Here is a 23954-nt window from a genome sequence, read left to right on the forward strand (position 1 = left end):
CGTCTACTTGGCCGTTCCCGGCGACGAACGCTCCTACCTGGGCTAGATTCGAGCACCGCCGACACAGTTCATACTCGGCGGAGTCACACCCCGTACACGTCAGGAGCAGCGCAATGCGCGACTTCGCCCTCGCTCCCTCAACCGTCTCGTCCCACAGCGGCGGACTCGCCGACAGCATCTTCGACACCGCGGTCCACAACCCCACGCTTCCCCTGCTCGCCCGTCGCTCCAGCCCCTCCTCGACCGTGTGGGAGGAGGTGACAGCCGTGGAAGTGCGGGACGAGGTGGTCGACTTGGCGAAGGGTCTCATCGCGTCCGGCATCTCGCCCGGTCATCGCGTGGCGATCATGGCGCGCACCCGGTACGAGTGGACGGTGCTCAGCTACGCGCTGTGGGCCGTCGGTGCCGAGGTGGTCCCGATCTATCCGACCTCCTCGCGCGACCAGGTGGAGTGGATCCTGCGGGACGCCGGCTGCGTGGCCGTGCTCGTGGAGGACGAGCAGGCGGTGATGACGGTCGGCTCGGTGTGCGGGTCGCTCGGACAGCTGCGCCACGTCTGGCAGTTGGACGCGGGGGCGCTGGACGAGCTGGTCCAGCGGGGCGAGTTCATCCCGATCGCCACGGTCGACTCGCTGCGCCGCATCGTGCTGCCGGACTCGACCGCGGTCGTCGCCTACACCTCCGGCACCAGCGGGCACCCCATGGGCTGCGCGCTCAGTCACCGCAATCTGGCGAGCCCGTGCGACACGCTGCTGGCCGGCTGGGGGCACACGGCGGCGGCGCCCGGCGAACAGGGCTCCGTGCTGGCCTTCCTGCCGTTCTCCCATGTCTACGGCCTCATGATCCAGAGCCTGTGCATCCGCGGCGGCCTGCTCATGGGCCACGAGCCGGAGCTGAGCGGCGAGGCGCTGGTGTCGGCGCTGCGCTCGTTCCGGCCGACGTACTTCTACGCCGTACCGTCGGTCTTCGAGAAGATCTACAAGAACTTCCTGCGCACGTCCCAACAGGCGGGCCGCGGTGTCCTGTTCGAGCGGGCGGCCGACACGGCGCGGGACTACGCCGCGGCGCTGGAGCGCCAGCGGCTCAGCGGCGGTTCGGGTCCCGGCCTCGACCTGCGGCTGCAACACGCGCTGTACGAACGGACGGTGTACCGCAGACTCCGGGCCGTGCTGGGCGGCAGAGTGGGGCGGGCGACGTCCGGCGGTTCGCCCTTGAACCGCGAACTCTCCCTGTTCTACGAGGGCATCGGCATCTATGTGCACGACGGGTACGGGCTGACCGAGACCAGTGGCGCGGTGTCCATGCAGCCGCTGGGCCGGGAGAAGTCCGGGACGGTCGGGCAGGCGCTGCCGGGCATGGACGTCATGCTGGCCGAGGACGGCGAGATCCTGGTGCGCGGTCCGTCGGTGTTCCAGGGCTACATCAACGACGAGCCGACCACGCGGGCCGCGCTGCGGGGCGGCTGGCTGGCCACCGGGGACCTCGGCTGGCTGGACACCGACGGGTATCTGACGATCACCGGTCGCAAGAAGGACATCATCATCACCAGCAGCGGCAAGAGCGTCGCCCCGGCGGCTCTCGAACAGCGGCTGAGGGTGCATCCGCTGGTCCATCAGGCGGTGGTGGTCGGCGACAACCGGCCGTGCGTCGGCGCCCTGATCACCCTGGACCCGGAGTTCCTGGCGTACTGGCGCGGTTCACTGTCGTTGCAGAGCGACACGCCTAGCCGGGAGGCCCGCGAGGAGAACGCGCTGCGGGAGGAGATCGGACGGGCGGTGGCCGCCGCCAACAGCAGCGTGTCGCGCTCGGAGTCGATCCGGGTCTTCCGGGTGCTGCCGGTGCAGTTCGACCACGCCAACGGGCTGCTGACGCCGTCCATGAAGCTGCGCAGGGACGCGATCGTGGAGCGGTACGCGTTCGAGATCGACGCCATGTACCAGGCACGCTCGCGTGCCCCGCGGCAGAACGTGCCGGACGAACTGTCGGGCTGGGACGACGCGGACAACGTCTTCCGCTGAGCAGGGGTCGAGCACCGGTCGGGCGAGCGCTACTCCCCCGTGGTCAGGTGGACGACGTTGGACCGCTCGCCGTAGGCGAAGGCGCGGATCCGGTAGGAGGCGTGCTTCTCCTCGGGCAGGGTGACCAGGCCGGTGGAGTTGATGTCCGGGTCGAGCACGGCGACGGGCGCGTACGCCTTGCTGCCCTGTCTGCGGATCTCCAGCAGGAAGCCGTCCTCGTCGGCGGAGTTGTCGGTCCAGGTGAACAGGATGCCGTTGGCCTCCTTGACGACGGCGCGCAGGTCCGTCGGCGCCCCGGCGGGCAGGGCGCGCCCTGCGCCCTGGTGCCCGGGCCGGGTGCGGGCCGGCAGCCAGTCGTGGTCGGCGTTCTCCTCGTCGGCCGTCCAGTCGCCGGCGGGGAGGTCGACGGCCACCGGGGTGGACGCGGGTCCGCGGTAGGTCCGCAGCCGGTAGTAGAAGGTCGTGTCGGGCATCAGGTCGGGGTGCCGATAGGTCGTCACCCCGTGGTCCAGGTACTGGAGCACGGTGTAGGGGCCCTGCGGGGCGGTGGCGTACTCCAGCGCATGGCCCGCGACCGCGGCGCGCTCGTCCCGCCACGTGAGGTCGACGTCGGTGGGTGTGGTCAGGGCCGCCCGCAACGGCCGCTCCGGCTTTGCCTGCTGGGATGCCGAGCAGGCCGACAGTGCCAGGAGCAGCACTGTCGGCACTGCAAGGCGTGTCAGGACACGCATCCGGCGTCGGCTACTTCCGCCAGAAGTGGACGTTGCTCCACACCACGGTGGCCGGTCCGTTGCCGCTGTCGGTGCGGTAGGCACCGAACTTGTCGTAGAAGCTGCCGCCGGGGCTGGCGTAGGTGTGCGCGAGGGAGCCGTTGATGTAGGTGCGGTGCTGGCTTCCGACCTGGTGGACGGTGTTGACCCGGACGGTGGCGCCGACGGTGCCGGCGTTGGAGAGCGTGGCGCCGCCGTGCACCGCGTAGAGCCGGCCGCCACGTTCGACGGCGAGCATGAAGTAGGGCCCGGCGGCGGATTCGTTGAAGGTCTGCTTGAGGCTGATCCGGGTACCGCTGAGGCTGGTGATGCGGAACGAGCCCTCGAACTGACGCGTGCCACCGGTGTAGGTGGCGTAGCGTCGTTCAGCCCGCTGGTCGCCGCTGGCCGTGGAGCAGGTGAGCTGGAACGTCAGGCCGCTGATCTGTCCGCAGCCGCGTTCCTGCTCGGTGTAGCTGGGCGAGACGGACACCCAGCCGCCCGGCTCCACTTCGGCCAGGGCGTGTGGGGCGGCGAGCAGTGACGTGGCGCCCACGATCGTGGTGACGACGAGTGCGCGCAGGCGTGTGAGCATCCTGCCTCCCGAGGAGTGTGGGGGGTGACCGCCATTCACGTGCAATTCATGTACATGAACATTGGTCCCTGATTTGAACAAGTGAGGGGGACGGTAGGACCAGACCAACAGACCGTCAAGAGATCGCGCGGCCCTGATCTTTCACCTCCCATCCGGTGCGTTTCGGCGGCCGGGCGGGCATGGTTGTGCTCGACGCGTTCGTCTGCCTGCCGCGCCCAACTGGCGGAACGGCTGGGGACACGGTGGGATCGATGTGGTGCGAAGCAGCGATCCACGGGCATGCGAAGGGCGTCCGATGCAGACCGCCTGGAGCCGCAGAAAGGGATGAACACCGTGACACGACCCAGGATCCTGGTGGTCGGCGCAGGCTTCGCCGGCGTGGAGTGCGTACGCCGACTTGAGCGGAAGCTCGCGCCCGACGAGGCCGACGTCACCCTGGTGACGCCGTTCTCCTACCAGCTCTACCTGCCCCTGCTGCCCCAGGTCGCCTCCGGGGTGCTGACGCCCCAGTCGATCGCCGTCTCGTTGCGGCGCAGCAAGAAGTACCGCACCCGGATCATTCCGGGCGGAGCGATCGGCGTGGACCTCAAGTCCAAGGTCTGCGTCATCCGCACCATCACCGACGAGATCGTCAACGAGCCCTACGACTACATCGTGCTGACACCCGGCAGCATCACCCGCACCTTCGACATCCCCGGACTCACCGAGCACGCGTACGGGATGAAGACCCTCGCGGAAGCCGCCTACGTCCGCGACCACGTCATCTCCCAGCTCGACCTGGCCGACGCGAGCGACGACCCGGCCGAGCGGGCCTCGCGGCTGCAGTTCGTGGTCGTGGGCGGCGGATACGCCGGCACGGAGACGGCGGCCTGTCTGCAGAAGCTCACCCACGCCGCGGTCAAGCGCTACCCGCGCATCGACCCGGCGCTCATCAAGTGGCACCTGATCGACATCGCCCCGAAGCTGATGCCCGAACTGGGCGACAAGCTCGGCACCAGCGCCCAGACGATCCTGCGCAAGCGCGGCATCGACATCTCGCTGGGTGTCTCCATCGCGAAGGCGGGTCCCGAGGAGGTCACCTTCACCGACGGCCGGGTGGTGCCCACCCGCACCCTGATCTGGACCGCCGGTGTCGTCGCGAGCCCGCTCATCGCCACCCTCGGCGCCGAGACGGTCCGCGGCCGCCTCGCGGTCGCCGCGGAGATGAACCTGCCGGGCCAGGACGGCGTCTTCGCGCTCGGCGACTCCGCCGCGGTGCCCGACAAGGCCAAGGACGACGACAGCGCGATCTGCCCGCCCACCGCCCAGCACGCCATGCGGCAGGGCAGGCACGTCGCCGACAACGTCATGGCGACCCTGCGCAACAAACCGCTGACCCCGTACGTCCACCGGGACCTCGGCCTGGTCGTCGACCTCGGCGGCAAGGACGCCGTCTCGAAGCCGCTCGGCATCGAACTGCGCGGTCTGCCCGCCCAGGCCGTGGCCCGCGGTTACCACTGGTCGGCGCTGCGCACGGGCGTCGCCAAGACCCGGGTGATGACGAACTGGGTGCTCAACGCGGTCGCGGGCGACGATTTCGTCCGCACCGGTTTCCAGTCCCGCAAGCCCGCCACGCTGAAGGACTTCGAGTACACCAACTCCTATCTGACGCCCGAGCAGGTGCGGGAGCAGGTCGAGGGGACGGATCCCGACAAGGCCTGACGCGGTGCGGACGCTCCCGTCCCGGCGTGCCATGCTGGGACGGGATCTTGACGTGAGACGGGGACGGGAGTGAGTACGGCGGCGTGAGGGCAGTGGCAGCAACGCTCCGGGCGCGGTCGCGCGATCTCGCCGCGGCATCCGATCCCGGACTGCTGCGACTGACCGCGGGTCTGCGGACCGTGGCTGCCATCGCCCTCACCCTCGCCGTACTGGGGCTCCTGCGCGCCGACGTGTCGCACCTGGTGGGCGGCGCCATCGCGGCGATGGTCGCCACCTTCGCCATCCGCGAGAAGGAGCGCGCCCAGCAGGCGGTGACCCTCGCCCTGGGTCTGCCGGTGGCATTCGCCTCGCTGACCCTGGCCGCGGTGCTGCACTCACGCGTGGTCGGCGGTGACGTCTTCTTCGTGGTGCTCATCTTCTGCGCCGTCTACGGCCGCCGGTACGGGGACCGGGGCACCGCGCTGGGTCTGATCGGCTTTCAGACCTACTTCCTGTCCCTGTTCGTCGGCGCCACCCTCTCGACCCTGCCCCAGCTGTACGGGGTGGTCGGGATCGCCTTCGCCGCCAGCGCCCTGGTGCGTTTCGTGCTCGTACCGGAGACGCCCGAGGGCATCCTGGGGCGGCTGCGGGACGCCTTCCGCGCCCGGCTCGCCCAGCTCGTGTCCGCGCAGCTGGAGCTCCTCGACGCCGGTCCCGACGACGCCGAGACGGCCCTGGAGCACCTGCGTGAGGGCACGGCGCGGCTGCACGAGACGGCGATGATGATCCAGGGCCGGCTGGAGCAGGGCACCGCCGACGAAGCCGTCGCGCGGCTCGTGCAGCGGCGTATCGCGGACGCGGAGATCGCCGCCGAGCGTCTGGGTCTGCTGCTGCTCACCGCGCGCAGTGCCGAGCGCGCGGACACGCTGACCCTGCATCTGCCGGGCGCCCCGGTGCCGCCGCCGGGCGGCCGGTTGCCGGTGGGCGACGAGGCGACCGCCGTCCTGCGCCGGGATCTGGAGGCGCTGCGCCTGTTGGTCCTGCGACCGGTGTCCGGGGGTTCGGGGACGGGCCTGGCGCATGTGCGCAACCGGCTGCTCGGCTACCGCGACGAGGAGAACCTGCCCAAGGCGCCGACCGCCGTCCAGGACGTGTTCCGGGGCATCGGCGAGGCCGCCCGCGCGGTGCTGGGGCTGCGGATCGCGCTGGACGGGCCGCAGGACGAGTCGGACGACACCCCGTCGACGACGCGTTCGCGCGAGGAGCTGGACGCCGAGGACCTGGCGATCGACGCGGGTGAGGAAGAGCCCGAGGACGAGCCGACGGGGCTGCGGCGGCCCACCACGCGGGCGGCCGTGCAGGTGGCGGTCGGGTCGTCGCTGGCGATCGTGGGCGGCGAGTTCCTCTCCAGCCAGCGCTGGTACTGGGCGGTGCTGACCTGCTGGATCGTGTTCATCAACACCGCGTCCACCGGCGAGATCCTGGTCAAGGGCTACCGGCGGCTGCTGGGCACCGTGCTCGGCGTCGTGGCGGGACTGCTCCTGGCGGGCCTGGTCGGCCATCACACCTGGACGGCGTTCGCGCTGGTGCTGCTGTTCGTGTTCGCGATGTTCTACACCGCGCCGCTGTCGTACACGCTGATGTCGTTCTTCGTCACCGCGGCCCTGGGGCTGCTGTACACCCTGCTGCACACCTACAGCCTGTCGGTGCTGATCCTGCGCGTGGAGGAGACGGCGCTGGGCGCGGCCTGCGGGATCATCGCGGCCGCGTTCGTCCTGCCGGTGCACACGGACCGCCGTACCAACGACCTGCTCGGTACCGTCCTCGACCGGCTCTCCGATGTCACCGAGGCCGCCGTCGACCAGCTCAGCGGCGGGCCCGCGATCGATCTGCTCGACATGGCCCGCGATCTGGACCAGGCGCTGGCGGATCTGCGCGCCGCGACCCAGCCGCTCACCCATCCGGTGACGCCGCTGCGGGCCCGGCGCGACACCGCGCGCTATGTCGTCGCGCTGCTGGAGACCTGCGCGTACCACGCGCGTTCGCTCGCCGCCACGGCCGAGCTCCTGCCCGGCAACCCGTCCATCGCCGCGGATCCCCGGCTGCGGCGGGCGGGTGACCGCATCCTGCGCAACATCGGGGCGATCGCCGCGCACGTGGCGGACGAGCACGCCGAGGCCGAGGTCGAGACCGGTCCGAGCATCGCCGCGCTGCTGGAGTCCGACCGGCCGGGCGTCTCGCGCTACGGGCGGGTCACCGACCGCGTGCTGAGGCATCTGCAACGCCTCGACGAGGCCGTGACGGGACTGGCCCGGCCGCTGAAGGTGCCGGTGGCGGCACAGGTGAAGAAGGCCACGAAGTGAAGCGGGATCTCGGAGGTCGGGATCTCAGAAGCCAGAGCCTCAAAAAGCACGGCCTCAAAAATCACTGCCTCAGAAGTCGGGGGCTCAGAAGTCGGTGGGCAGGCCGCTGACCTCGGCGATGCCGCGCAGTTCCTCGTTCTCCCGGTGCCGGTCGCGGATGTAGTCGGCGATCTCGCCCAGCCGTACCGGGTCCGCGGCGGTGTCCGCGTCGGTGACCACCCGGATCGGGCCGGTCTCGTCGAGGTCGATCTCGACGACCTCGTTGTCCATCCTGCCGGTGACCGCGGCGGCGACGACCAGGGCCGCCTCGTCCCGGATCTCCTGGGACACGCCGTGTGCGCCCTCCTCGCCGATCGCGAAGTCCAGGGCGGGCAGGCGCCGCTCGTCGATCGCCTTGAGGACCGGTTCGACGACATCCAGCAACAGCCGGTAGTCATCCGTGTCCATCCGGGTGCGCAGAATGCCGAGGTACATGTCGACGGCCCGGTCTTCCGGTGGAAACTCGGATTCGCTCATGGGCCTCGGGTGCCCGGTCCCCGGAGTGTCATGCGTACGGTCCGGCCCGCGTCACGACCGCCGGATCCGGGTGCCGCGCCCCCTGCGGCCGAGGGCATGCAGATACTCCAGGGCGTCCAGGACCACCGTCCGGTCGTGCCAGGAGAGCCACCGGCCGGCCTCGGCACCCATCACCTCCAGCGTCTTGAGCTGCGTCTGCGTCAGTCGGCGCAGGGTGTGGTCGGTGTGCGCGGAGACCATACCGAGGCACAGGCCCGACATGGTCGTCAGCGGCACGCTGTGGCAGCCCAGGCTGCCCGCCGCGAGGATCTGCTCCCGGGCCGCCTCGGTGAACACGGGGTCCGTCGACACGTCCTCGACGGTGACCTGGACGAGGTCGCGCGCGGCGGCCGCGCAGGAGGTGCCCTCGTCACCGACGTACGCGAAGAAGTCGACGAAGTCGTCGGTGAGCCCGGTGTGCTTCTCCAACCGCAGTCCGCCCCTGACCCGGTCGGCGACCTGGACGTTGCCCATGGAGGTGTCGACCACGGCGAGCGTCTGGCTCAGCACAGCGCTCAGGACGGCGCCACGGTTGCCGGGCTCGGGGCGGTACGACGCCGGGAAGTTCAGCACGGGCTCCGAGGACCGGACGCGCCGCGGGAACCACAGGGTGTCCAGGTCGTCCGGTCGCGGGGCGGTGAGCACCACGTCGGCCAGGGACCGGAGTTTGACGTTGAAGCGCTGCGAGGCCCGCTGCAGGAGCCCGAACGCGCTGTCGCCGTCGGGCAGTCGGTAGCGCTCCTGGAGAATGCCCTGCGCCTGGGATATCAGCGGGTGGGCGCGGGCCCGGGCCCGCAGCTCACGGGCCTCCGCCCGCAGCCGCTCCACCTCCGCGCGTTCCCGCTCCTCGTCCGCCCCCCGGCGATCCGCCTCTGCCATGACTCCCTCGCCTCCCGTCGCCCTCACACACAAGTGCCCGTGTGCGTGTTCGGACCGCATACGGGCACCTGCCGCTTGCCAGCGTCTTCCCCCGTCGAACGGGCGTACACAGGGCGACGGTTACCTTCAGGTGAGAGCCACCACCGCGGTGATGCACTTGCCGCCCGCGGGCAGTTCGGACACCCGCACGTCACGGGCCAGCCTGCACACGATCGGCCAGCCACGGCCGCCGACCCGTCGGCGTCCGGCCGGGTCGAACGGGTCGCCGGCGACGGGCAGTTCGTCACTGCGGTCGCACACCGAGACGCGTACGCCGGGTTCGACGACGTCGACGCGGAAGCCCGTGACACCGCCGCCGTGCCGGATCGCGTTGGTCGTCAACTCCGAGACGACGAGCAGGGCGTCGCCCAGGGCGTCCTTGTCGCAGCGCGTCCGGGTAGCCCGGCACCGCGCCGCGACCGCCCGCTCGACCGCCCTGCGGGCCTGCGCGGGCCGGACCACCGGATCGACCGGCATCCACGCCACCGTCGCCTCAGACCCTGAGGCGACGGCTCGGCCCACTGTTACTGGCGTCGCGCGCCCACCGGCCGCTGGATTCGGCCATGGCTCCATCTCCCGCCACTCCTGGGCGAATTGGGGGAATTCGATGCTGTGCTCCTCGCACATCGCCTGGCTCCCTGATCGGTGAAGAACCGGCCTTGCGCTTCCTCGGCGACAAGGCCGGACCTGCCGCACCCGCGGTTCCCGCCGCTCGAGCACCGCGGGTACTCATCTATGCGGCTGACCTGTAAGGGGGGCGCCAAACCTGTCTGCGGAATGCGCGAGTTCCGGTCATGCCCCCACGAAAGCCGGGTAGGCGCACCCCATGACTGATGTCGTGGATTCGGGCGAGCTGTTGCGGCGCCTGCAGCGGGCTCGGGCCTGCGCGGAACAGGAGCGGTCGACGTGGTGGGTGCGGAGCGAGGAGCTACGGGCGACCGATCCGGACGCGGCGCGCGAGGCGGCCGTACGAACGGTGGCTTTCGAGGCGGTGCTGCGGGTGCTGGACGAAGTTCTGACTCCGGGGCGACAAGCCGGGATCGGCGTGGCAGAGTGAAACCGGTCACGTGACCGGGTTTTTGCTACGCGAAAGCCTCGCATATGGTTTACCGTTCATTCATACGTGGTGACGGGGTGGACCGTACCGTCCTCCGCACCACTGCTTGACGGCCCTGGCTGGCCTCCCCCGTCCAGCCAGGGCTTTTTCATGCCCTCCCGCGGACCGCCCATCGGAACTCCCGTCCGCCGAGGTGCCCCGGACGGCCGTAGCGGCTGAAATGGGCATAGGGAAAGCACCGGAATCCGATGGCCGGCGAGGAGCTCCGCGTCATGACCAAAGCGACGAAACTGCTGACCGCCCTTCCCCCGCCCCAGCGCCACCGCCTCATGACCCTCGCGCGGGAGGTCTCCTTCCCGGAGGACCACCGCATCTTCGAGGCGGGCGGCCGGGCCGACCGTTTCTGGGTGATCCGCTCCGGCGCGGTCTCGCTCGACCAGCGGGTCAACTCGCTGCAAACGGTCACCGTGGCGAGCCTCGGTGCCGGCGATCTGCTCGGCTGGTCCTGGCTGTTCCCACCCCACGAGTGGGACTTCGGCGCGGTCGCGTTCAGCCCCGTACGCGCCCACGAGTTCGACGCGGACGCGGTGCTGCGCCTGTGCGCCGAGGATCCCGCACTCGGGATGGCGCTGGTACGCGGAGTCGCCGAGATCCTCGCGCACCGGCTGGAGACGACACGGGGGAAGCTGATGGAGTACGCGAACCATCGGCGGGCCCTGTAGGGACCTCGGTCAGATCCGGTACCGGCGCAGGGCCGGCACCGCCGCGGCCAGGCCCAGCATCACCACCACGACCAGGAGTCCGCCGCCCACGACCGCCGTGCGGGCGCCGAAGGCCGAGCCCGCGGTGCCGTGCAGGACGTCGGCGAGGCGCGGGCCGCCCGCGACGACCACCGTGAAGACGCCCTGCATACGGCCGCGCATCTCGTCGGTGGCCGCCGACAGCAGGATCGCTCCGCGGAAGACCATCGAGACCATGTCGGCGAGCCCGGCCACGGCCAGGAAGGCCGCGCCGACCCACAGGTTGGCGCTGAGTCCGAATCCGGCGATCGCGACGCCCCAGGCGACGACCGCGCCGATCACCATCCAGCCGTGCCGGCGGGCCCGCGAGAACGTGCCCGAGAAGAGGCCGCCGAGCACCGCGCCGATGGGGATCGCGGCGAACAGCAGGCCGAGGGCGAGCCCTTCGCCGTAGGAGCCGTAGGTCTGGGCGGCGAGCTGGGGGAACAGGGCGCGGGGCATGCCGAAGACCATGGCGATGATGTCGGCCAGGAAGGAGAGCAGCAGCACCTTGTGCAGGGAGAGGTAGCGGAAGCCTTCGACGATCTCGCGCACTCCCGCGCGCCGCGTCGCCGAGCCCACCAGCGGCGGCAGCTTGGGCAGTTGGTAGACCGCCCACACCGTCACGCACAGCGCGAGCGCGTCGATCAGATACAGCTCGGCCAGGCCGATGACGGGGATCAGGACACCGGCGAGCAGCGGGCCGACCACCTGGCCGGTCTGCATGACGGTCGAGCCGAGGGCGTTGGCGGCGGGGAGCTGTTCCTCGGGGACGAGCCGGGCGATGGAGGCGTTGCGGGCGGGCGCGTTCAGGCCCCAGAACGCCTGCTGCATCGCGAGCAGCAGCATCAGGACGACCACGGAGTCGAGCCCGGTGACGGCCTGGAGCCAGAACAGCAGCGAGGTGACGGCGATACCGATGTTGGTGATCAGGAGCAGCTTGCGGCGGTCCATGGTGTCGGCCACCGCACCGCCCCACAGCGCGAACACGATCAGCGGCAGCAGTCCGGCCAGGCTCGCGGCGCCGACCCACGCCGAGGAACCGGTGATGTCGTAGACCTGCTTGGGCACCGCGACCGCGGTGAGCTGGCTGCCGACCGCCGTGACGATCGTCGAGGACCACAGCCGGCGGTAGGCCGGGATGCGCAGCGGCCGGGTGTCCATCGCCCACCGCCGCCAGCCGACCCGCGGCGGGCTCGCCTCGACGGGTGCGGATGACTGCGGCTGGGCGGATGGCTGCGGCTCGGTGCTGCTCTCGCTGGTGTCCACGGAGTTCCTGGTTGCTCGATACATCTTTCGGGGCCGGGATCACTATCGCAGCACGGGAGGGGCTCCGGAACGTGTGGTCTCGCATTGCGGAATTCGGGATCCGGAGCCGTGCGTCAGCGCAGTGACTCCAACCGCGCCGCCGCGCTGTCCAACAACATCTCCAGTGCCGTCGGATACGCGCTGGTCACCATCCGCCGGGCCAGCAAGGGGGCCGCCTCGGCGATGCGGGGGTGGGTGGTGCGGGGCAGGTGGGCGTAGGTGGAGCGCCACATGTCCTCGTCGGCGCGCAGGGCCGCGCTCGGGAGGGTGAGGGAGGCCGCGTCGAGGGCGGCGAAGGCCAGGGTCTGGTCGATGAAGGCGTGGTAGATGCGCACGGTGTCGGGGAGCGGGAATCCGGCGGTGCGCAGGACGTCCAGGACCGCCTCGTCGGCGGCGAGTTCGTGGGCGCGGCCGGTGACGCGGTTGGTGGTGAGCAGGGCCGCCTGCGGGTGGGCGAGGTAGGCGGCGTGGATGCGCAGGCCGACGGCGCGCAGGTCCGCCCGCCACTCCCCCGTCGGGCGCCAGCCGTCGAGGGCCTGGCCGAGCAGCGCGTCGCCGATGGCCAGGGTCAGGTCGTCCATGCCCCGGAAGTACCGGTAGAGCGTGCTCGGGTCGGCGTCGAGGGCGAGGCCGAGGCGGCGGGCGGTGAGCCCCGCGCTGCCGTGCTCGCGCAGCATCCGCAGCGCCGTCTCCACGATCAGCGCCTCCGACAGCACGGTGCCGCTCTTGGTGGGCCGGCGTCTGCGCCGCCGCTCCTCGGGGACCACGGGCTTGGGCATCGCGCACCGCACTTCCTTATGCCAACGCCATTGACCTTAAGCGAGCCGGAGGAGTTGTATCCGCGGCAGGGCCCCGGTTCATCGACCCCCATCACAGGGAGATCTGTCATGCGTGTACTGCTCGTCGGCGCCGGAGGCGTCGGCACCGCCGTCACCCGGATCGCGGCCCGGCGTCCGTTCTTCGAGGCGATGGTCGTCGCCGACTACGAACTGGCCCGTGCCGAGGCGGCGGTCGCGGCCCTCGGCGACGGTGAGACCCGGTTCCTGGCCGAGCGCGTCGACGCGAACGACGAGGCGGCGGTCACGGAGCTGCTGCGCCGGCACGCGTGCGACGTGCTCCTCAATGCGACCGACCCGCGCTTCGTGCTGCCCCTGTTCCGGGCGGCCCGCGCCGCCGACGCCACCTACCTCGACATGGCGATGTCCCTGTCCCACCCGCACCCCGAGCGCCCCTACGAGGAGTGCGGGGAGAAGCTCGGCGACGCACAGTTCGCGCAGGCCCAGGAGTGGGAGAAGGCGGGCGCGCTGGCGCTGGTCGGCATCGGGGTGGAGCCGGGTCTGTCGGACGTCTTCGCCCGCTACGCGGCCGACGAACTCTTCGACGAGATCGAGGAGATCGGCGTCCGCGACGGCGCGAACCTCACCGTGGACGGCTACGACTTCGCCCCCTCCTTCAGCATCTGGACGACGATCGAGGAGTGCCTCAACCCGCCCGTGGTCTACGAGTCCGACCGCGGCTGGTACACCACGGAGCCGTTCAGCGAGCCCGAGGTCTTCGACTTCCCCGAGGGCATCGGCCCGGTCGAGTGCGTGAACGTGGAGCACGAGGAGGTGCTGCTCGTGCCGCGCTGGGTCGACGCGAAGCGGGTCACCTTCAAGTACGGCCTGGGCGAGGAGTTCATCGAGACGCTCAAGACCCTGCACCTGCTGGGCCTCGACCGCACCGACCCGGTCACCGTGCCGAGTGCCGCCGGGCCGGTCGCCGTGTCGCCCCGTGACGTCGTGGCCGCCTGTCTGCCCGACCCCGCGACGCTGGGCGACCGTATGCGCGGCAAGACGTGCGCGGGCACCTGGGTGCGCGGCACGAAGGACGGCCGACCGCGCGAGGTGTACCTCTACCACGTGGTCGACAACCAGTGGTCCATGGCGGAGTACGGCAGCCAGGCCGTGGTGTGGCAGACCGCCGTCAATCCGGTGGTCGCACTCGAACTCCTCGCCACCGGCGCCTGGTCCGGCACCGGCGTGCTCGGCCCGGAGGCGTTCCCGGCCCGCCCCTACCTCGATCTGCTGACCGCGTACGGCTCTCCCTGGGGCATCCGCGAGCAGTGATCCGCGTCACCCCGAAGTCCTTGGTTTCACTTGCGCATCGACAGGTCACCCGGAAGCGAGTAAGCCATCCGCGAGGGCACGGACGACTTCGATCGCAGGTGACTTTGATGGACTTGACGGACGACTGGCGAGACCAGGCCGCATGCCGATACGAGGACCCCGACCTCTTCTTCCCGATCGGCACCTCCGGCCCGGCCCTCTTGCAGACGGAACAGGCGAAGGAGGTCTGCGGACGCTGTCCGGTGCGGGCGCGGTGTCTGCGCTGGGCCCTGGACACCGGGGAGTGCCTCGGCGTCTGGGGCGGCACCGACGAGACGGAGCGGCGCGCGCTGCAACTGCGCCGACGGCGTGAAGAGGCACGGCTGAAGCGCGGGTAGCCCCGGCTCAGCTGTCCGGTGCGGGCGCGGACGCGATCGGCACCCGCAGGGTGAACTCCGCGCCCGCGCCGGGTTCGCTCGCCGCCTCGACCGTGCCGTCGTGCGCGGCGACCAGGTGGCGGACGATCGCGAGGCCCAGGCCGCTGCCGCCGGTGCGGCGGCTGCGGGACTTCTCGGCGCGCCAGAACCGGTCGAAGACGTGCGGGAGATCGTCCGCCGCGATGCCCGAGCCGGTGTCCCGGACGGTGAACACGACCTGGTCGCCCACGCGCCGGGCGGCCAGCGTGACGGTGCCGTCCGGCGGTGTGTGCCGTACGGCGTTGGAGACCAGGTTGCCGAGCGCCTGCCGCATCCGCACCGGGTCGGCGTCGAGCCAGGGCTCGCCGTCGGTCTCGGTGCGCAGGGTGACCTTGGCCGCGTCGGCTCCGATGCGGTGGGCGGCGGCGACCTGGTCGAGCAGTTCGTCGGCGCGCACCGGCTCGCGGTGCAGCCGCAGGGTGCCGGCGTCGGCGGCCGCCAGGTCCTGGAGGTCGTCGATGATCCGCTGGAGGACCATCGCCTCGTCGTGCAGGGAGGAGAGCAGGGCGGGGTCCGGGGCGACGACGCCGTCGCGGGTGACCTCCAGCCAGCCGCGGATGTTGGTGAGCGGGCTGCGCAGTTCGTGGGCGATGTCGCTGACCATCGCCTTGCGCTGCACCTCTATCCGCTCCCGCCGTTCGGTCAGGTCGTTGAACGCCTCGGCCAGGATGCCGGTCTCGTCGCGGGTGGTCACCGGGACACGGACGTGCTGCTCCGGCGGCTGCTGGGCCGCTGTCGTGAGCGCGCGCAGGGGGCGGACCAGCCGGGTGGCGACCAGCGCCGTCATGGCGACGGTGACGGCGAGGACGAGACCGGCCACGCCGACGATCTTCGCCTTGTTGGCCGGGGACATGTCGAAGCGGGGCACGGTCTGGTCGCCGATGCCGAGGAACAGGTCGGCCACGGGGGCGACGTAGGGGTCGAGCTGGGCACGTCGTGCGCTGTCGATGCAGTTCTGCACGATGCGGTCGGTGTCCGCTCCGGCGCCGGCGGGCCGGGCGTACTTGGAGGTGACGAAGTGGCCCGGGACGGTGTCGCGGGTGGGGTCCAGGTAGAGGAACAGGGGTTCGACGCCGCCGACTCCCTTGTCCTTCACGCAGGACCCGGCGCGCTGCTGGAGCGCGGACAGGGCCCTGCTCTCCGTCTTGGTCGGTTCGTCGTACCCGTAACCGCAATCGGTCTGATAGGGGATCCCGGCACTCGTTCCGTCCTCGTTGAGAAGGACGGAACGCCCGCTCGGGGCCCGCACGATCTTCACCTGGCCGAGGCCGAACCGCTGGTAGCAGCCCCGCAGTTTCTGCATCATCAGGTCCACCTCCTTGCGTTCGCCCGCCGTCAGCCGGTACGGGCCCACCGCGCGGGGATCGATCCCGCTGAGCTGGGCCCCGGACTCGCTGTAGGTGTCGGTGTGCAGGGGGTCGATGGTGGCGGCGGGCCGGGGCGGCAGGGAGGTGCGGCGGGGCGCGGAGTCGGCGACCAGCGTGCGGTCCGTGGTGGTCACCGCGATGCGCCGGCCGGTCCTGGCGGCCAGGGCGGTGACGGTCTTCTGGACTCCGGACCAGTCGCGGTGGGTCGCGGCGTAGCCGCTGAGCTGCGCGAGGATCTTGGTGTCGGCGGCGAGATCCTGCCCCTGTTCCTCCTTGAGCGCGCTGGTGGTGGTCGTCACCGCGAGCCAGGCGGTCGCGGCCACCGAGCACACGGCGATCAGGGCCGAGGTGAGCAACAGCCGTACCAGCAGCCGCTTGCGCAGCGGTATCCGGCGCTTCACGCCCGGCCGCCGCTGAGCTTGTAGCCCACCCCGAACACGGTCAGCAGCCGTACGGGCCGCCGCGGATCGGCCTCGATCTTCTTGCGCAGGTTCATGATGTGGACGTCGACGGCCCGTTCCGTGGACGCCCGGTCGAGCCCGCGGGTGACCTGGAGCAACTGCCGTCGGGAGAAGACCCGGTCCGGCTCCCCCGCCATGGCCAGCAGCACCTGGAACTCGGCCGGGGTGCACTCCACCGGCACCCCGTCACAGCGCACCTCGTGCCGCACCGGATCCACCGTCAGCCCGGCGGCGCGGACGACGGGCTCCTCCCGTACGCCGTCGGCGCGCCCGCTGCGCCGCAGCACCGTACGGATCCGGGCCATCAGCTCGCGCGGGCTGTACGGCTTGGTCATGTAGTCGTCGGCGCCCAGCTCCAGGCCGAGCAGGACGTCGTCCTCCTCGGAGCGCGCGGTGAGCATCAGCACCGGTATCTCGGCGTCGCCGCCGCGCAGCACCCGGCACACGCCGAAGCCGTCGATCACCGGGAGCATCAGGTCCAGGACGACGAGGTCGGGCTTCAGCCTGCGGGCGGCGTCCAGCGCCGCCGCGCCGTCGTGCACGACGGTGGCGGTGTGGCCCTCCGCCAGCAGGGAGCGGCGGATGAGCTCGGCCTGCATCTCGTCGTCCTCGGCGACCAGCACATGTGCGCACACCCGGCGGATCCTAAGCGCTTCAGCGGGCGAGGGACGCGGCGTCCCCCATGACGACGACGGGGTGGAGGCGCGGGTCGAGCGTCCGGAGCAGCTGCTCCATGTGCTTCTCGGCGATGCTCACGCACCCGTGCGTGGGGCCCCCGTGGTCGACGTGGAGCCATATCCCGCCACCACGGCCCGCGCCGAGCGGCCGGGTCCAGTCCAAGGGTGAAGTACCGGGCTGCCGGTTGTAGTTGATGGCGATCACATAGTCGAAGGAGCCCTCCAGCGGCTCGCCCTCGAAGCCCGTACCGGGCGACTGGAAGCCGTAGCCCTGGTCGTACGTCAGCTTGGTGCCGGGGTCGCGGAGCAGGCCGCCGGCGTCTGTGAGTCCGAACACACCGATCGGTGAGCGCAGGTCGCCGCCCATGTGGTGGTCGCTCCAGCCCTTGAGCGCGTTGTGCGCGGGCCAGCTCTCGCCGGGCTGCCAGCCGGTGGAGGTGCGCTCGTACAGGACGACCTCGGACGTCGACGAGTTCTTGCCCCGGCCGGTGACCACGACGGCCTGTCGGGCACTGGAGGGGACCTGGGCCAGTGTCTTGGGCCCGAGGCCCGGCAGTTCGAGCCGGGCGGCCTCGGCGGACATGGCCGGCGAGGGCGAGGTGGGGGTCGTCGTCGTGGAGGCGGGCGCTCCGCGCTCCGCCGCGGCGCCGGCCGGTTGGCCCGGCGACGCCACGGCACCGCTGCCGCATCCCGTCAGAAGCAGGGACGCGGCCAGCAGGGCGACGTGAGGTCTGCGCGTGATCATGACTCGACCTTGACCCAGACTTATCAGGAACTCGTCAGGTTCTAGGGCTTGTTCGGCTTGCCCGCCGTGTAGAGCCAGGTGTGGAACAGCCCGTTCAGGTCCTTTCCGGACACCCGCTCCGCGAGTCGAACGAACTGCGCGGTCGTTCCGTTCCCGTCGTGGTGCTCGGCCGCCCAGGCCCGCAGGATCCGGAAGAACGCCGGGTCGCCGACGGCCGTGCGCAGTTCGTGCAGGGTCATCGCGCCACGGGCGTAGACCGGCGTGCCGAAGATGTTGGCGCCGCTGCCCGGGTTGCCGGGCGGGAACTCCCACAAGCCGTCGCTCGCCGGGCGCGCGTAGAGCTTGTCGAAGGACTTCTGCGCGCTGTCGCCGCCGTGCTGCTCGCTGTAGAGCCACTCCGCGTAGGTCGCGAAGCCCTCGTTGAGCCAGATGTCCTTCCAGGTGGTCAGCGAGACGGAGTCGCCGAACCACTGGTGGGCGTTCTCGTGCACGAGGGTGCTCAGGTCGGGCGCCGAGTCGTACACGGGACGCGACTGCGTCTCCAGGGCGTACCCGACGTCGGGCGCGTGGTCGACGATCGATCCGGCCGCGCGGTAGGGGTAGGGCCCGAACAGCTTGCTCTCCCACTCCAGCACGGACGGCAGCTTCTTGAGCACGGGGGCCGCGGCGGCGGCCTCGCGCGCGTCGACCGCGTTGTAGACCTGGATGCCGTCCCGGGTCCGGTACTGCTCGACCTGGAACTTCCCGACGGTGGCCGTCGCGAGATAGGCGGCCATGGGTTCGCGCTGCCGCCAGCGGAACGTCGTCTTCCCGTGCGCGGTGTGCTGCCCGAGGAGCACGCCGTTGGAGACCGCGGTGCGCCCCTTGGGGACCGTGATCGTGATGTCGTACGAGGACTTGTCCTTGGGGTGGTTGTTCGCCGGGAACCAGGTCATCGCGCCCTGGGGTTCGCCCGCGACGAAGGCGCCGTCGTCAGTGGGGATCCAGCCGTCGGGCGAGCCGTCGGGGTCGGTGACCGGCTTCGGGGTGCCCTTGTAGGCGACGGTGACGCGGAACTTCTGGCCCTTGTGCAGGGCGTGGCGCGGGGTGACGACGAGTTCCTGCCCACTGCGCCGGAAGCCGGCCTTGACATGGTCGACGCTGAGGGCGGTGATCTTGAGGCCCGTGAAGTCGAGGTCGAAGCGGGTGAGCTTCTGAGTGGCCCGGGCGGTGAGGACCGCGGTGCCGGTCAGGTGTCGGCTCGTGGTGTCGTAACCGAGGGTGAGTCCGTAGTGCTCGACGTGGTAGCCGCCGTTCCCGGCGAGCGGGAAGTACGGGTCGCCGACGCCGGATCCGCCGGTGGTGCCGGCTGCCGCGGGTCCGGCGGCGGCGAGCAGGGCCGCGACGGCGACGGGGACGGTCACGACGACGGCCTCACGGCGGAGGACGGCGGTACGTCTGGTGCCTTTCCGGCGGGGTTCCACATGCGCTCCTTGAAGGGGGGTGGCTGGTGATCAAACGGCCCCAGGCTAGAGGGGCACCTCGTACGGTTTCCCCCTCCTTCAGGTCAAGTCACGAAGCGTCACCCGGCCTCCCCGAACTACCGTGGGCAGCAACCCGTCCCCGGAGAGAGGCCCGGCCGTGAGCGTTCGTGTGCGTCGCGTCTACGAATCGCCCGAGCCGCAGGACGGCGTCCGCGTCCTGGTCGACCGGCTGTGGCCGCGCGGCCTGTCCAAGGAGGCGGCGGCCGTCGACGAGTGGCCCAAGGCCCTCACCCCGTCGACCGAACTGCGCCGCTGGTACCACGCGGGCGAGGGGTCCTACGAGGAGTTCGCGCGCCGGTACGAGGCGGAGCTGGCGGCCTCCGAGGCGGCCGAACTCCTCGACCGCGTGCGGGAGTCGGCGGCCAAGGGACCCGTCACGCTGCTCACCTCCGCGAAGGCACCCGAGCAGAGCCACGCGGCCGTGTTGGCCCGCCTCCTCCAGGACTGAGCGGCCTGGCGCGAGGAGACGGGCCGGACGCCGCCGTCAGCCGGTCTGCTGTGCCGCGGCACGCCCCGCCGCGCGGCCCGAGAAGAGGCAGCCGCCGAGGAAGGTGCCCTCAAGGGCGTTGTAGCCGTGCACGCCGCCACCACCGAAGCCGGCCACCTCACCGGCCGCGTACAGGCCCTCGATCGGTGTGCCGTCGGCGCCCAGCGCGCGGGAGTCGAGGTCGGTCTGGATGCCGCCGAGGGTCTTGCGGGTCAGGACGTGGAGCTTGACGCCGATGAGCGGGCCGGCCGCGGGGTCGAGGATGCGGTGCGGGGTGGCGACGCGGCCGAGGCGATCGCCGATGTAGCGGCGGGCGTTGCGGATGCCCTGGACCTGGGAGTCCTTGCTGTAGGGGTTGGCCAGCTGGAGGTCGCGGGCCTCGATCTGGCGGCGCAGCCGGTCCGCGTCGAGCAGCGGCTTGTCCGTGAGGTCGTTCATCTTCCCGACGAGCTGCTCGAGGGTCGGGGCGGTCACGAAGTCGGCACCCTTGCGCAGGAACGCGTCCACCGGACCCGGGGCGCCCTTGCCGAGCAGCCGGTCGCGCAGGACGGCGCCCTTGTCCTTGGCGGTGATGTCGGGGTTCTGCTCGGAGCCGGAGAGCGCGAACTCCTTCTCGATGATCTTCTGTGTGAGGACGAACCAGGAGTGGTCGTAGCCCGCGATGTCCTCGGTGGTGCGCAGGTACTTGAGCGTGTTGAGGGTGTCGTAGCCGGGCAGGCAGGGGTCGGGCAGCCGGCGACCGAGTGCGTCGAACCACATGGACGACGGGCCCGGCAGGATACGGATGCCGTGGCCCGGCCAGATCGGGTCCCAGTTCTGGATGCCCTCGGTGTAGTGCCACATGCGGTCGCGGTTGACCAGGCGTACGCCCGCCTCGGCGCTGATGTCGAGCATCCGGCCGTCGACGTAGGCGGGCACGCCGGTGACCATCTCGGCGGGCGGGGTGCCCAGGCGCTCGGGCCAGTAGCGGCGGACGATGTCGTGGTCGGCGCCGATGCCGCCGGAGGTGACGACGACGGCCTGGGCGGTGAGTTCGAAGTCGCCGACGCGGTCGCGGTTGGAAGGCACGCCACGAGGTGAGTCGTCGTCGGCGAGGACCGTGCCGCGCACGCCGCGTGCTGTGCCGTCCTCGACGATCAGGGCGTCGACGCGGTGCCGGTGGTGGAAGGTCAGCAGGCCGTCGCGCCTGGCCTGCTTGGCGTACTCGACGAACGGCTCCACGACGCCCGTGCCGGTCCCCCAGGCGATGTGGAAGCGGGGTACGGAGTTGCCGTGTCCGTCGGCGCGCAGATCGCCGCGCTCGGCCCAGCCGACGGTCGGCAGCAGCTTGATGCCGTGCCCCTCCAGCCAGGTCCGCTTCTCCCCCGCCGCGAACTCGACGTACGCGCGCGCCCAGCGCACCGCCCAGGAGTCCTCGTCGTCCTGCCGGTCGAACCCGGCGCTGCCCTGCCAGTCGTTCCAGGCCAGTTCGAAGGAGTCCTTGATGCCGAGGCGGCGCTGCTGCGGGGAGTCGACGAGGAAGAGTCCGCCGAACGACCAGAAGGCCTGACCGCCGAGGTTGGCGGCGTTCTCCTGGTCGACCAGCGCCACCCGCCGCCCCCGGCTGGTGAGTTCGTGCGCGGCGACCAGGCCCGCGAGGCCCGCTCCGACGACGATGACGTCGGCATCCATGGCGACCGTCCCTTCTTCTTGCGGTGATGTGCACGGCGGTGATGTGTACGGCATTGATGTCTGCGGCGGTGCTGTCTACTGCGGATTCATACGGCGGTGTCGCCGCTGTCGGTCAGCAGCGCGGTGAGCAGTTGGCCGAGCCAGGCGCGCGCACGCTCGATGTCCTTGTCCAGCAGCAGTTGGGTGGTGACTCCGTCGTACGCGGCGACCACGGCGTGCGCGGCGCTGTCCAGGTCGCCGAGCACGGCGGGCAGTCGGGCGTGGCCGCGGGCCCGGGCGAGCCGGTCGCGGATCGCCCCGCGCAGTCTCGCGCGGTGTTCCAGCAGGGTCCTCGCGACGTCCGGGTCGCGCGCGGCGTGCACGAGGAAGTCCGTCTTCACGAGCAGCCAGTCACGGTCAAGCAGCAGCACCTCGGTGACCCGGTCGACAGCGGCCGGCACGTCGAGGTCGGGACCATCCAGGGCGAGCGCCCCGGACACCTGGTCCGCGATGAGGTCGGCGCGCTCCTGATAGAGCGCGAAGAACAGCTCGTCCAGGGTGGCGAAGTTCGAGTAGAAGGCGCCTCTGCTGTAGCCCGCGGCCTCGCAGACCTCCTCGATGGAGACGCGCCCGAACCCCTTGGCGGCGAAGACGGCGAACGCGGCGTCGAGGAGATTGGCGCGCGTGCGGATCCGGCGCCTGGTGACGCGCGGGGCCGTGTCCTCGGTTGTCATGTCCGGACCTCCGTTCGATACGCGAATGTATCCGATACATGAATGCATCGAAAGGCCTGGACGACAGTGGGCCCGAGTCGCGAACCCGATTCGCGGCCCCGCATCAGGGACAGCCGAGAAGCGGACGGAAACGCATGGGAACACATTTTCGATTAGGAGGTACGCTGGATCCATGACCACGCACCTCCAGGGCTCCCTCTTCGACCAGGCGGACCGGTTGCGGCTCGGCTCCCTCGACGGGATCCGTCGGACGCGGCTGGGTCTGGGCGCCTGGATCGACGTGCTGCCCGGCTGGCTGAGCGGATCGGACACGCTGTTCGAACAGCTGGCCGCCGAGGTGCCCTGGCGCGCGGAGCGCCGCACGATGTACGACCAGGTCGTCGACGTACCGAGACTGCTGGCGTTCTACGGCCGGGACGACGCCCTCCCGCACCCTGTGCTGGACGAGGCACGCGACACCCTGAGCGCGCACTACGCCGACGAGCTGCGGGAGCCGTTCACCACGGCCGGGCTGTGCCACTACCGCGACGGGCGGGACAGCGTGGCCTGGCACGGGGACCGGATCGGGCGGGGTGCGCGCGAGGACACCATGGTCGCGATCCTCTCCGTGGGCGCGCCCCGCGATCTCCTGCTGCGTCCGGTGCGCGGGGGCGAGTCGGTGCGCCGGCCGCTGGGACACGGGGACCTGATCGTGATGGGCGGCTCCTGCCAGCGCACGTGGGAGCACTGCGTACCGAAGAGCACCCGGGCCGCGGGACCGCGCATCAGCGTGCAGTTCCGCCCGCACGGCGTGCGCTGAGGCGGAGAGGCGGCCGCTTCGGACGCACGGCCGGGGCTGCCTCCGGCGGACGGTGCCGGAGGCAGCTCGCGTCCCGCGCGCGGGATGGCGTGGACCCGACGGTTCCGCGACCGCTCCGGTCTGCTTTGCTGGTGGTGACCGGCAGAAACGGCTATCGGGACGCGGGGCGATCATGCGGGCGGACGTGCGACAAGTCGCCGAGGGCGTGCATCTCGTGCACGGCTCCAACACGAACTGGGTGATCCTCACCGAGGGGGACCAGGTCACCCTCGTCGACACCGGCTACCCCGGGGACCGGGAGCAGCTTCTGGCCTCCCTCACGGCGGTGGGCGCCGCGCCGGAGGCGGTCACGGCGGTGCTGATCACGCACGCGCACAACGACCACATCGGGTCGGCCGAGTACCTGCGCGCCGCCTACGACATCCCGGTGTACCTGCACGAGGCCGAAGTCCCGCACGCCCGGCGGGAGTTCCTGCACCAGGTGGGCGTCGGACAGGTGCTGAAGAACAGCTGGCGGCCCGGAGTCGTGCCGTGGGCGCTGCACGCGATGCGGTCCGGCGGCACGGCCCATGTACCCGTCGCCGAACCGGAGGCGTTCCCCACCGCGGGCCCTCTGGACCTGCCGGGCCGGCCCGTGCCGGTGTACACGCCCGGCCACACAGACGGCCACGCGGCCTTCCACCTCCCGGAAGCGGGGGTGGTGATCTCCGGCGACGCCCTGGTCACCGGCCACCCCACCTCGCGCGTCCAGGGTCCGCAACTCCTGCCCGACATGTTCCACCACGAGCGTGCCCGGGCCGTCGCCTCGCTGGACGTCCTGGCCGGCCTCGACGGTGACCTCCTGCTGCCCGGGCACGGTCCCGAGCACCGCGGACCGGTGGGCGAAACGGCACTTCAGGCCCGGGAGCGCGCGCTCTAAGGTGAGG

The 23954-nt window shown here is 71.2% G+C and carries 23 protein-coding genes; 10 read left to right on the forward strand and 13 right to left on the reverse strand.

Annotated elements, in window-relative coordinates:
• Nucleotides 1-113 precede the first annotated feature (113 nt).
• Complete coding sequence (locus ACWD5F_RS02400) at nucleotides 114-2018, forward strand: AMP-dependent synthetase/ligase (RefSeq protein ID WP_401723854.1); 1905 nt, start codon at nucleotides 114-116, stop codon at nucleotides 2016-2018.
• A 29-nt stretch (nucleotides 2019-2047) separates the two neighbouring features.
• Here ACWD5F_RS02400 and ACWD5F_RS02405 read toward each other — a convergent pair whose 3' ends face one another.
• Both ACWD5F_RS02405 and ACWD5F_RS02410 read right to left on the reverse strand, forming a co-directional pair.
• Nucleotides 2048-2716 carry a fibronectin type III domain-containing protein gene (locus ACWD5F_RS02405; RefSeq protein ID WP_451250285.1) on the reverse strand — a complete coding sequence of 223 codons (669 nt, stop codon included), beginning with the start codon at nucleotides 2714-2716 and terminating at the stop codon, nucleotides 2048-2050.
• Nucleotides 2717-2759: 43 nt separating this feature from the next.
• Entirely contained in the window at nucleotides 2760-3362 is a 603-nt protein-coding gene (locus ACWD5F_RS02410; RefSeq protein ID WP_401723849.1) for a hypothetical protein, read from the reverse strand.
• Between the two features lie 324 nt (nucleotides 3363-3686).
• On the opposite strand from ACWD5F_RS02410, the gene ACWD5F_RS02415 reads away from it, so the two are divergent.
• The gene (locus ACWD5F_RS02415; protein ID WP_451250287.1) at nucleotides 3687-5063 is read left to right on the forward strand and encodes an NAD(P)/FAD-dependent oxidoreductase; all 1377 of its coding nucleotides are present in this window, start codon (nucleotides 3687-3689) and stop codon (nucleotides 5061-5063) included.
• A gap of 92 nt (nucleotides 5064-5155) precedes the next feature.
• The gene (locus tag ACWD5F_RS02420; protein ID WP_451250289.1) at nucleotides 5156-7405 is read left to right on the forward strand and encodes an FUSC family protein; all 2250 of its coding nucleotides are present in this window, start codon (nucleotides 5156-5158) and stop codon (nucleotides 7403-7405) included.
• An 84-nt stretch (nucleotides 7406-7489) separates the two neighbouring features.
• Here ACWD5F_RS02420 and ACWD5F_RS02425 read toward each other — a convergent pair whose 3' ends face one another.
• The 3 genes from ACWD5F_RS02425 to ACWD5F_RS02435 form a co-directional block, all read right to left on the reverse strand.
• Complete coding sequence (locus ACWD5F_RS02425) at nucleotides 7490-7921, reverse strand: hypothetical protein (protein WP_451250291.1); 432 nt, start codon at nucleotides 7919-7921, stop codon at nucleotides 7490-7492.
• Between the two features lie 51 nt (nucleotides 7922-7972).
• Entirely contained in the window at nucleotides 7973-8839 is an 867-nt protein-coding gene (locus tag ACWD5F_RS02430; RefSeq protein WP_451250293.1) for an ANTAR domain-containing protein, read from the reverse strand.
• 126 nt (nucleotides 8840-8965) lie between these two features.
• Complete coding sequence (locus ACWD5F_RS02435; protein WP_401723837.1) at nucleotides 8966-9355, reverse strand: ATP-binding protein; 390 nt, start codon at nucleotides 9353-9355, stop codon at nucleotides 8966-8968.
• A gap of 349 nt (nucleotides 9356-9704) precedes the next feature.
• On the opposite strand from ACWD5F_RS02435, the gene ACWD5F_RS02440 reads away from it, so the two are divergent.
• Nucleotides 9705-9935 carry a hypothetical protein gene (locus ACWD5F_RS02440; protein ID WP_401723835.1) on the forward strand — a complete coding sequence of 77 codons (231 nt, stop codon included), beginning with the start codon at nucleotides 9705-9707 and terminating at the stop codon, nucleotides 9933-9935.
• 272 nt (nucleotides 9936-10207) lie between these two features.
• Complete coding sequence (locus ACWD5F_RS02445) at nucleotides 10208-10657, forward strand: cyclic nucleotide-binding domain-containing protein (protein WP_451250295.1); 450 nt, start codon at nucleotides 10208-10210, stop codon at nucleotides 10655-10657.
• 9 nt (nucleotides 10658-10666) lie between these two features.
• Here the strand turns inward: ACWD5F_RS02445 and ACWD5F_RS02450 are convergent, their stop codons facing one another.
• Nucleotides 10667-11983 (reverse strand): MFS transporter, encoded by a 1317-nt coding sequence (locus ACWD5F_RS02450; RefSeq protein WP_451250296.1) that lies wholly within the window; start codon nucleotides 11981-11983, stop codon nucleotides 10667-10669.
• Between the two features lie 113 nt (nucleotides 11984-12096).
• Complete coding sequence (locus tag ACWD5F_RS02455) at nucleotides 12097-12801, reverse strand: TetR/AcrR family transcriptional regulator (RefSeq protein ID WP_451250298.1); 705 nt, start codon at nucleotides 12799-12801, stop codon at nucleotides 12097-12099.
• A 108-nt stretch (nucleotides 12802-12909) separates the two neighbouring features.
• Between ACWD5F_RS02455 and ACWD5F_RS02460 the strand changes: the two genes are divergently transcribed.
• On the forward strand, nucleotides 12910-14130 hold the full coding sequence (locus ACWD5F_RS02460; protein ID WP_451250300.1) for a saccharopine dehydrogenase family protein: 1221 nt from the start codon (nucleotides 12910-12912) through the stop codon (nucleotides 14128-14130).
• A 107-nt stretch (nucleotides 14131-14237) separates the two neighbouring features.
• Nucleotides 14238-14507, forward strand: a complete 270-nt coding sequence (locus ACWD5F_RS02465) for a WhiB family transcriptional regulator (RefSeq protein WP_401723817.1) — start codon at nucleotides 14238-14240, stop codon at nucleotides 14505-14507.
• A gap of 7 nt (nucleotides 14508-14514) precedes the next feature.
• On the opposite strand, the gene ACWD5F_RS02470 is transcribed toward ACWD5F_RS02465, so the two are convergent.
• Genes ACWD5F_RS02470 through ACWD5F_RS02485 form a run of 4 tightly spaced genes read right to left on the reverse strand, consistent with a single transcriptional unit; the run spans nucleotide 14515 to nucleotide 19298 of the window.
• Nucleotides 14515-16353: a sensor histidine kinase gene (locus tag ACWD5F_RS02470; RefSeq protein ID WP_451250302.1), complete on the reverse strand. Its 1839-nt coding sequence runs from the start codon at nucleotides 16351-16353 to the stop codon at nucleotides 14515-14517.
• Complete coding sequence (locus ACWD5F_RS02475) at nucleotides 16350-17048, reverse strand: response regulator transcription factor (RefSeq protein WP_451250304.1); 699 nt, start codon at nucleotides 17046-17048, stop codon at nucleotides 16350-16352. The genes ACWD5F_RS02470 and ACWD5F_RS02475 overlap by 4 nt, the downstream gene beginning before the upstream one ends.
• 19 nt (nucleotides 17049-17067) lie before the next feature.
• On the reverse strand, nucleotides 17068-17835 hold the full coding sequence (locus ACWD5F_RS02480) for a L,D-transpeptidase family protein (RefSeq protein WP_451250306.1): 768 nt from the start codon (nucleotides 17833-17835) through the stop codon (nucleotides 17068-17070).
• Between the two features lie 41 nt (nucleotides 17836-17876).
• Nucleotides 17877-19298: a M1 family metallopeptidase gene (locus tag ACWD5F_RS02485; RefSeq protein ID WP_451250308.1), complete on the reverse strand. Its 1422-nt coding sequence runs from the start codon at nucleotides 19296-19298 to the stop codon at nucleotides 17877-17879.
• A gap of 157 nt (nucleotides 19299-19455) precedes the next feature.
• Here ACWD5F_RS02485 and ACWD5F_RS02490 point away from each other — a divergent pair, with 157 nt between their 5' ends.
• A complete protein-coding gene (locus ACWD5F_RS02490) occupies nucleotides 19456-19806 on the forward strand; it encodes a DUF488 domain-containing protein (RefSeq protein WP_451250310.1) in 351 nt (116 codons plus the stop codon).
• Nucleotides 19807-19842: 36 nt separating this feature from the next.
• Here the strand turns inward: ACWD5F_RS02490 and ACWD5F_RS02495 are convergent, their stop codons facing one another.
• Together ACWD5F_RS02495 and ACWD5F_RS02500 are read right to left on the reverse strand one after the other, a co-directional pair.
• The gene (locus ACWD5F_RS02495; RefSeq protein WP_451250312.1) at nucleotides 19843-21516 is read right to left on the reverse strand and encodes an FAD-binding dehydrogenase; all 1674 of its coding nucleotides are present in this window, start codon (nucleotides 21514-21516) and stop codon (nucleotides 19843-19845) included.
• 86 nt (nucleotides 21517-21602) lie between these two features.
• Complete coding sequence (locus ACWD5F_RS02500; RefSeq protein WP_401723798.1) at nucleotides 21603-22229, reverse strand: TetR/AcrR family transcriptional regulator; 627 nt, start codon at nucleotides 22227-22229, stop codon at nucleotides 21603-21605.
• Nucleotides 22230-22401: 172 nt separating this feature from the next.
• Here ACWD5F_RS02500 and ACWD5F_RS02505 point away from each other — a divergent pair, with 172 nt between their 5' ends.
• Entirely contained in the window at nucleotides 22402-23028 is a 627-nt protein-coding gene (locus ACWD5F_RS02505) for an alpha-ketoglutarate-dependent dioxygenase AlkB (RefSeq protein WP_451250314.1), read from the forward strand.
• A gap of 172 nt (nucleotides 23029-23200) precedes the next feature.
• On the forward strand, nucleotides 23201-23947 hold the full coding sequence (locus ACWD5F_RS02510; RefSeq protein WP_451250316.1) for an MBL fold metallo-hydrolase: 747 nt from the start codon (nucleotides 23201-23203) through the stop codon (nucleotides 23945-23947).
• Nucleotides 23948-23954: the final 7 nt, after the last annotated feature.

The sequence above is a fragment of the Streptomyces sp. NPDC002499 genome (assembly GCF_053595415.1).

What these genes read in the sequence shown, in the direction of transcription:
- ACWD5F_RS02455 (WP_451250298.1), bottom strand. Translation starts at nt 12,801, where the DNA reads ATGCCCAAGCCCGTGGTCCCCGAGGAGCGGCGGCGCAGACGCCGGCCC.
- ACWD5F_RS02415 (WP_451250287.1), top strand. Translation starts at nt 3,687, where the DNA reads ATGAACACCGTGACACGACCCAGGATCCTGGTGGTCGGCGCAGGCTTC.
- ACWD5F_RS02435 (WP_401723837.1), bottom strand. Translation starts at nt 9,355, where the DNA reads ATGCCGGTCGATCCGGTGGTCCGGCCCGCGCAGGCCCGCAGGGCGGTC.
- ACWD5F_RS02460 (WP_451250300.1), top strand. Translation starts at nt 12,910, where the DNA reads ATGCGTGTACTGCTCGTCGGCGCCGGAGGCGTCGGCACCGCCGTCACC.
- ACWD5F_RS02425 (WP_451250291.1), bottom strand. Translation starts at nt 7,921, where the DNA reads ATGAGCGAATCCGAGTTTCCACCGGAAGACCGGGCCGTCGACATGTAC.
- ACWD5F_RS02510 (WP_451250316.1), top strand. Translation starts at nt 23,201, where the DNA reads ATGCGGGCGGACGTGCGACAAGTCGCCGAGGGCGTGCATCTCGTGCAC.
- ACWD5F_RS02480 (WP_451250306.1), bottom strand. Translation starts at nt 17,835, where the DNA reads ATGATCACGCGCAGACCTCACGTCGCCCTGCTGGCCGCGTCCCTGCTT.
- ACWD5F_RS02505 (WP_451250314.1), top strand. Translation starts at nt 22,402, where the DNA reads ATGACCACGCACCTCCAGGGCTCCCTCTTCGACCAGGCGGACCGGTTG.
- ACWD5F_RS02445 (WP_451250295.1), top strand. Translation starts at nt 10,208, where the DNA reads ATGACCAAAGCGACGAAACTGCTGACCGCCCTTCCCCCGCCCCAGCGC.
- ACWD5F_RS02430 (WP_451250293.1), bottom strand. Translation starts at nt 8,839, where the DNA reads ATGGCAGAGGCGGATCGCCGGGGGGCGGACGAGGAGCGGGAACGCGCG.
- ACWD5F_RS02495 (WP_451250312.1), bottom strand. Translation starts at nt 21,516, where the DNA reads ATGGATGCCGACGTCATCGTCGTCGGAGCGGGCCTCGCGGGCCTGGTC.
- ACWD5F_RS02500 (WP_401723798.1), bottom strand. Translation starts at nt 22,229, where the DNA reads ATGACAACCGAGGACACGGCCCCGCGCGTCACCAGGCGCCGGATCCGC.
- ACWD5F_RS02440 (WP_401723835.1), top strand. Translation starts at nt 9,705, where the DNA reads ATGACTGATGTCGTGGATTCGGGCGAGCTGTTGCGGCGCCTGCAGCGG.
- ACWD5F_RS02400 (WP_401723854.1), top strand. Translation starts at nt 114, where the DNA reads ATGCGCGACTTCGCCCTCGCTCCCTCAACCGTCTCGTCCCACAGCGGC.
- ACWD5F_RS02465 (WP_401723817.1), top strand. Translation starts at nt 14,238, where the DNA reads ATGGACTTGACGGACGACTGGCGAGACCAGGCCGCATGCCGATACGAG.
- ACWD5F_RS02410 (WP_401723849.1), bottom strand. Translation starts at nt 3,362, where the DNA reads ATGCTCACACGCCTGCGCGCACTCGTCGTCACCACGATCGTGGGCGCC.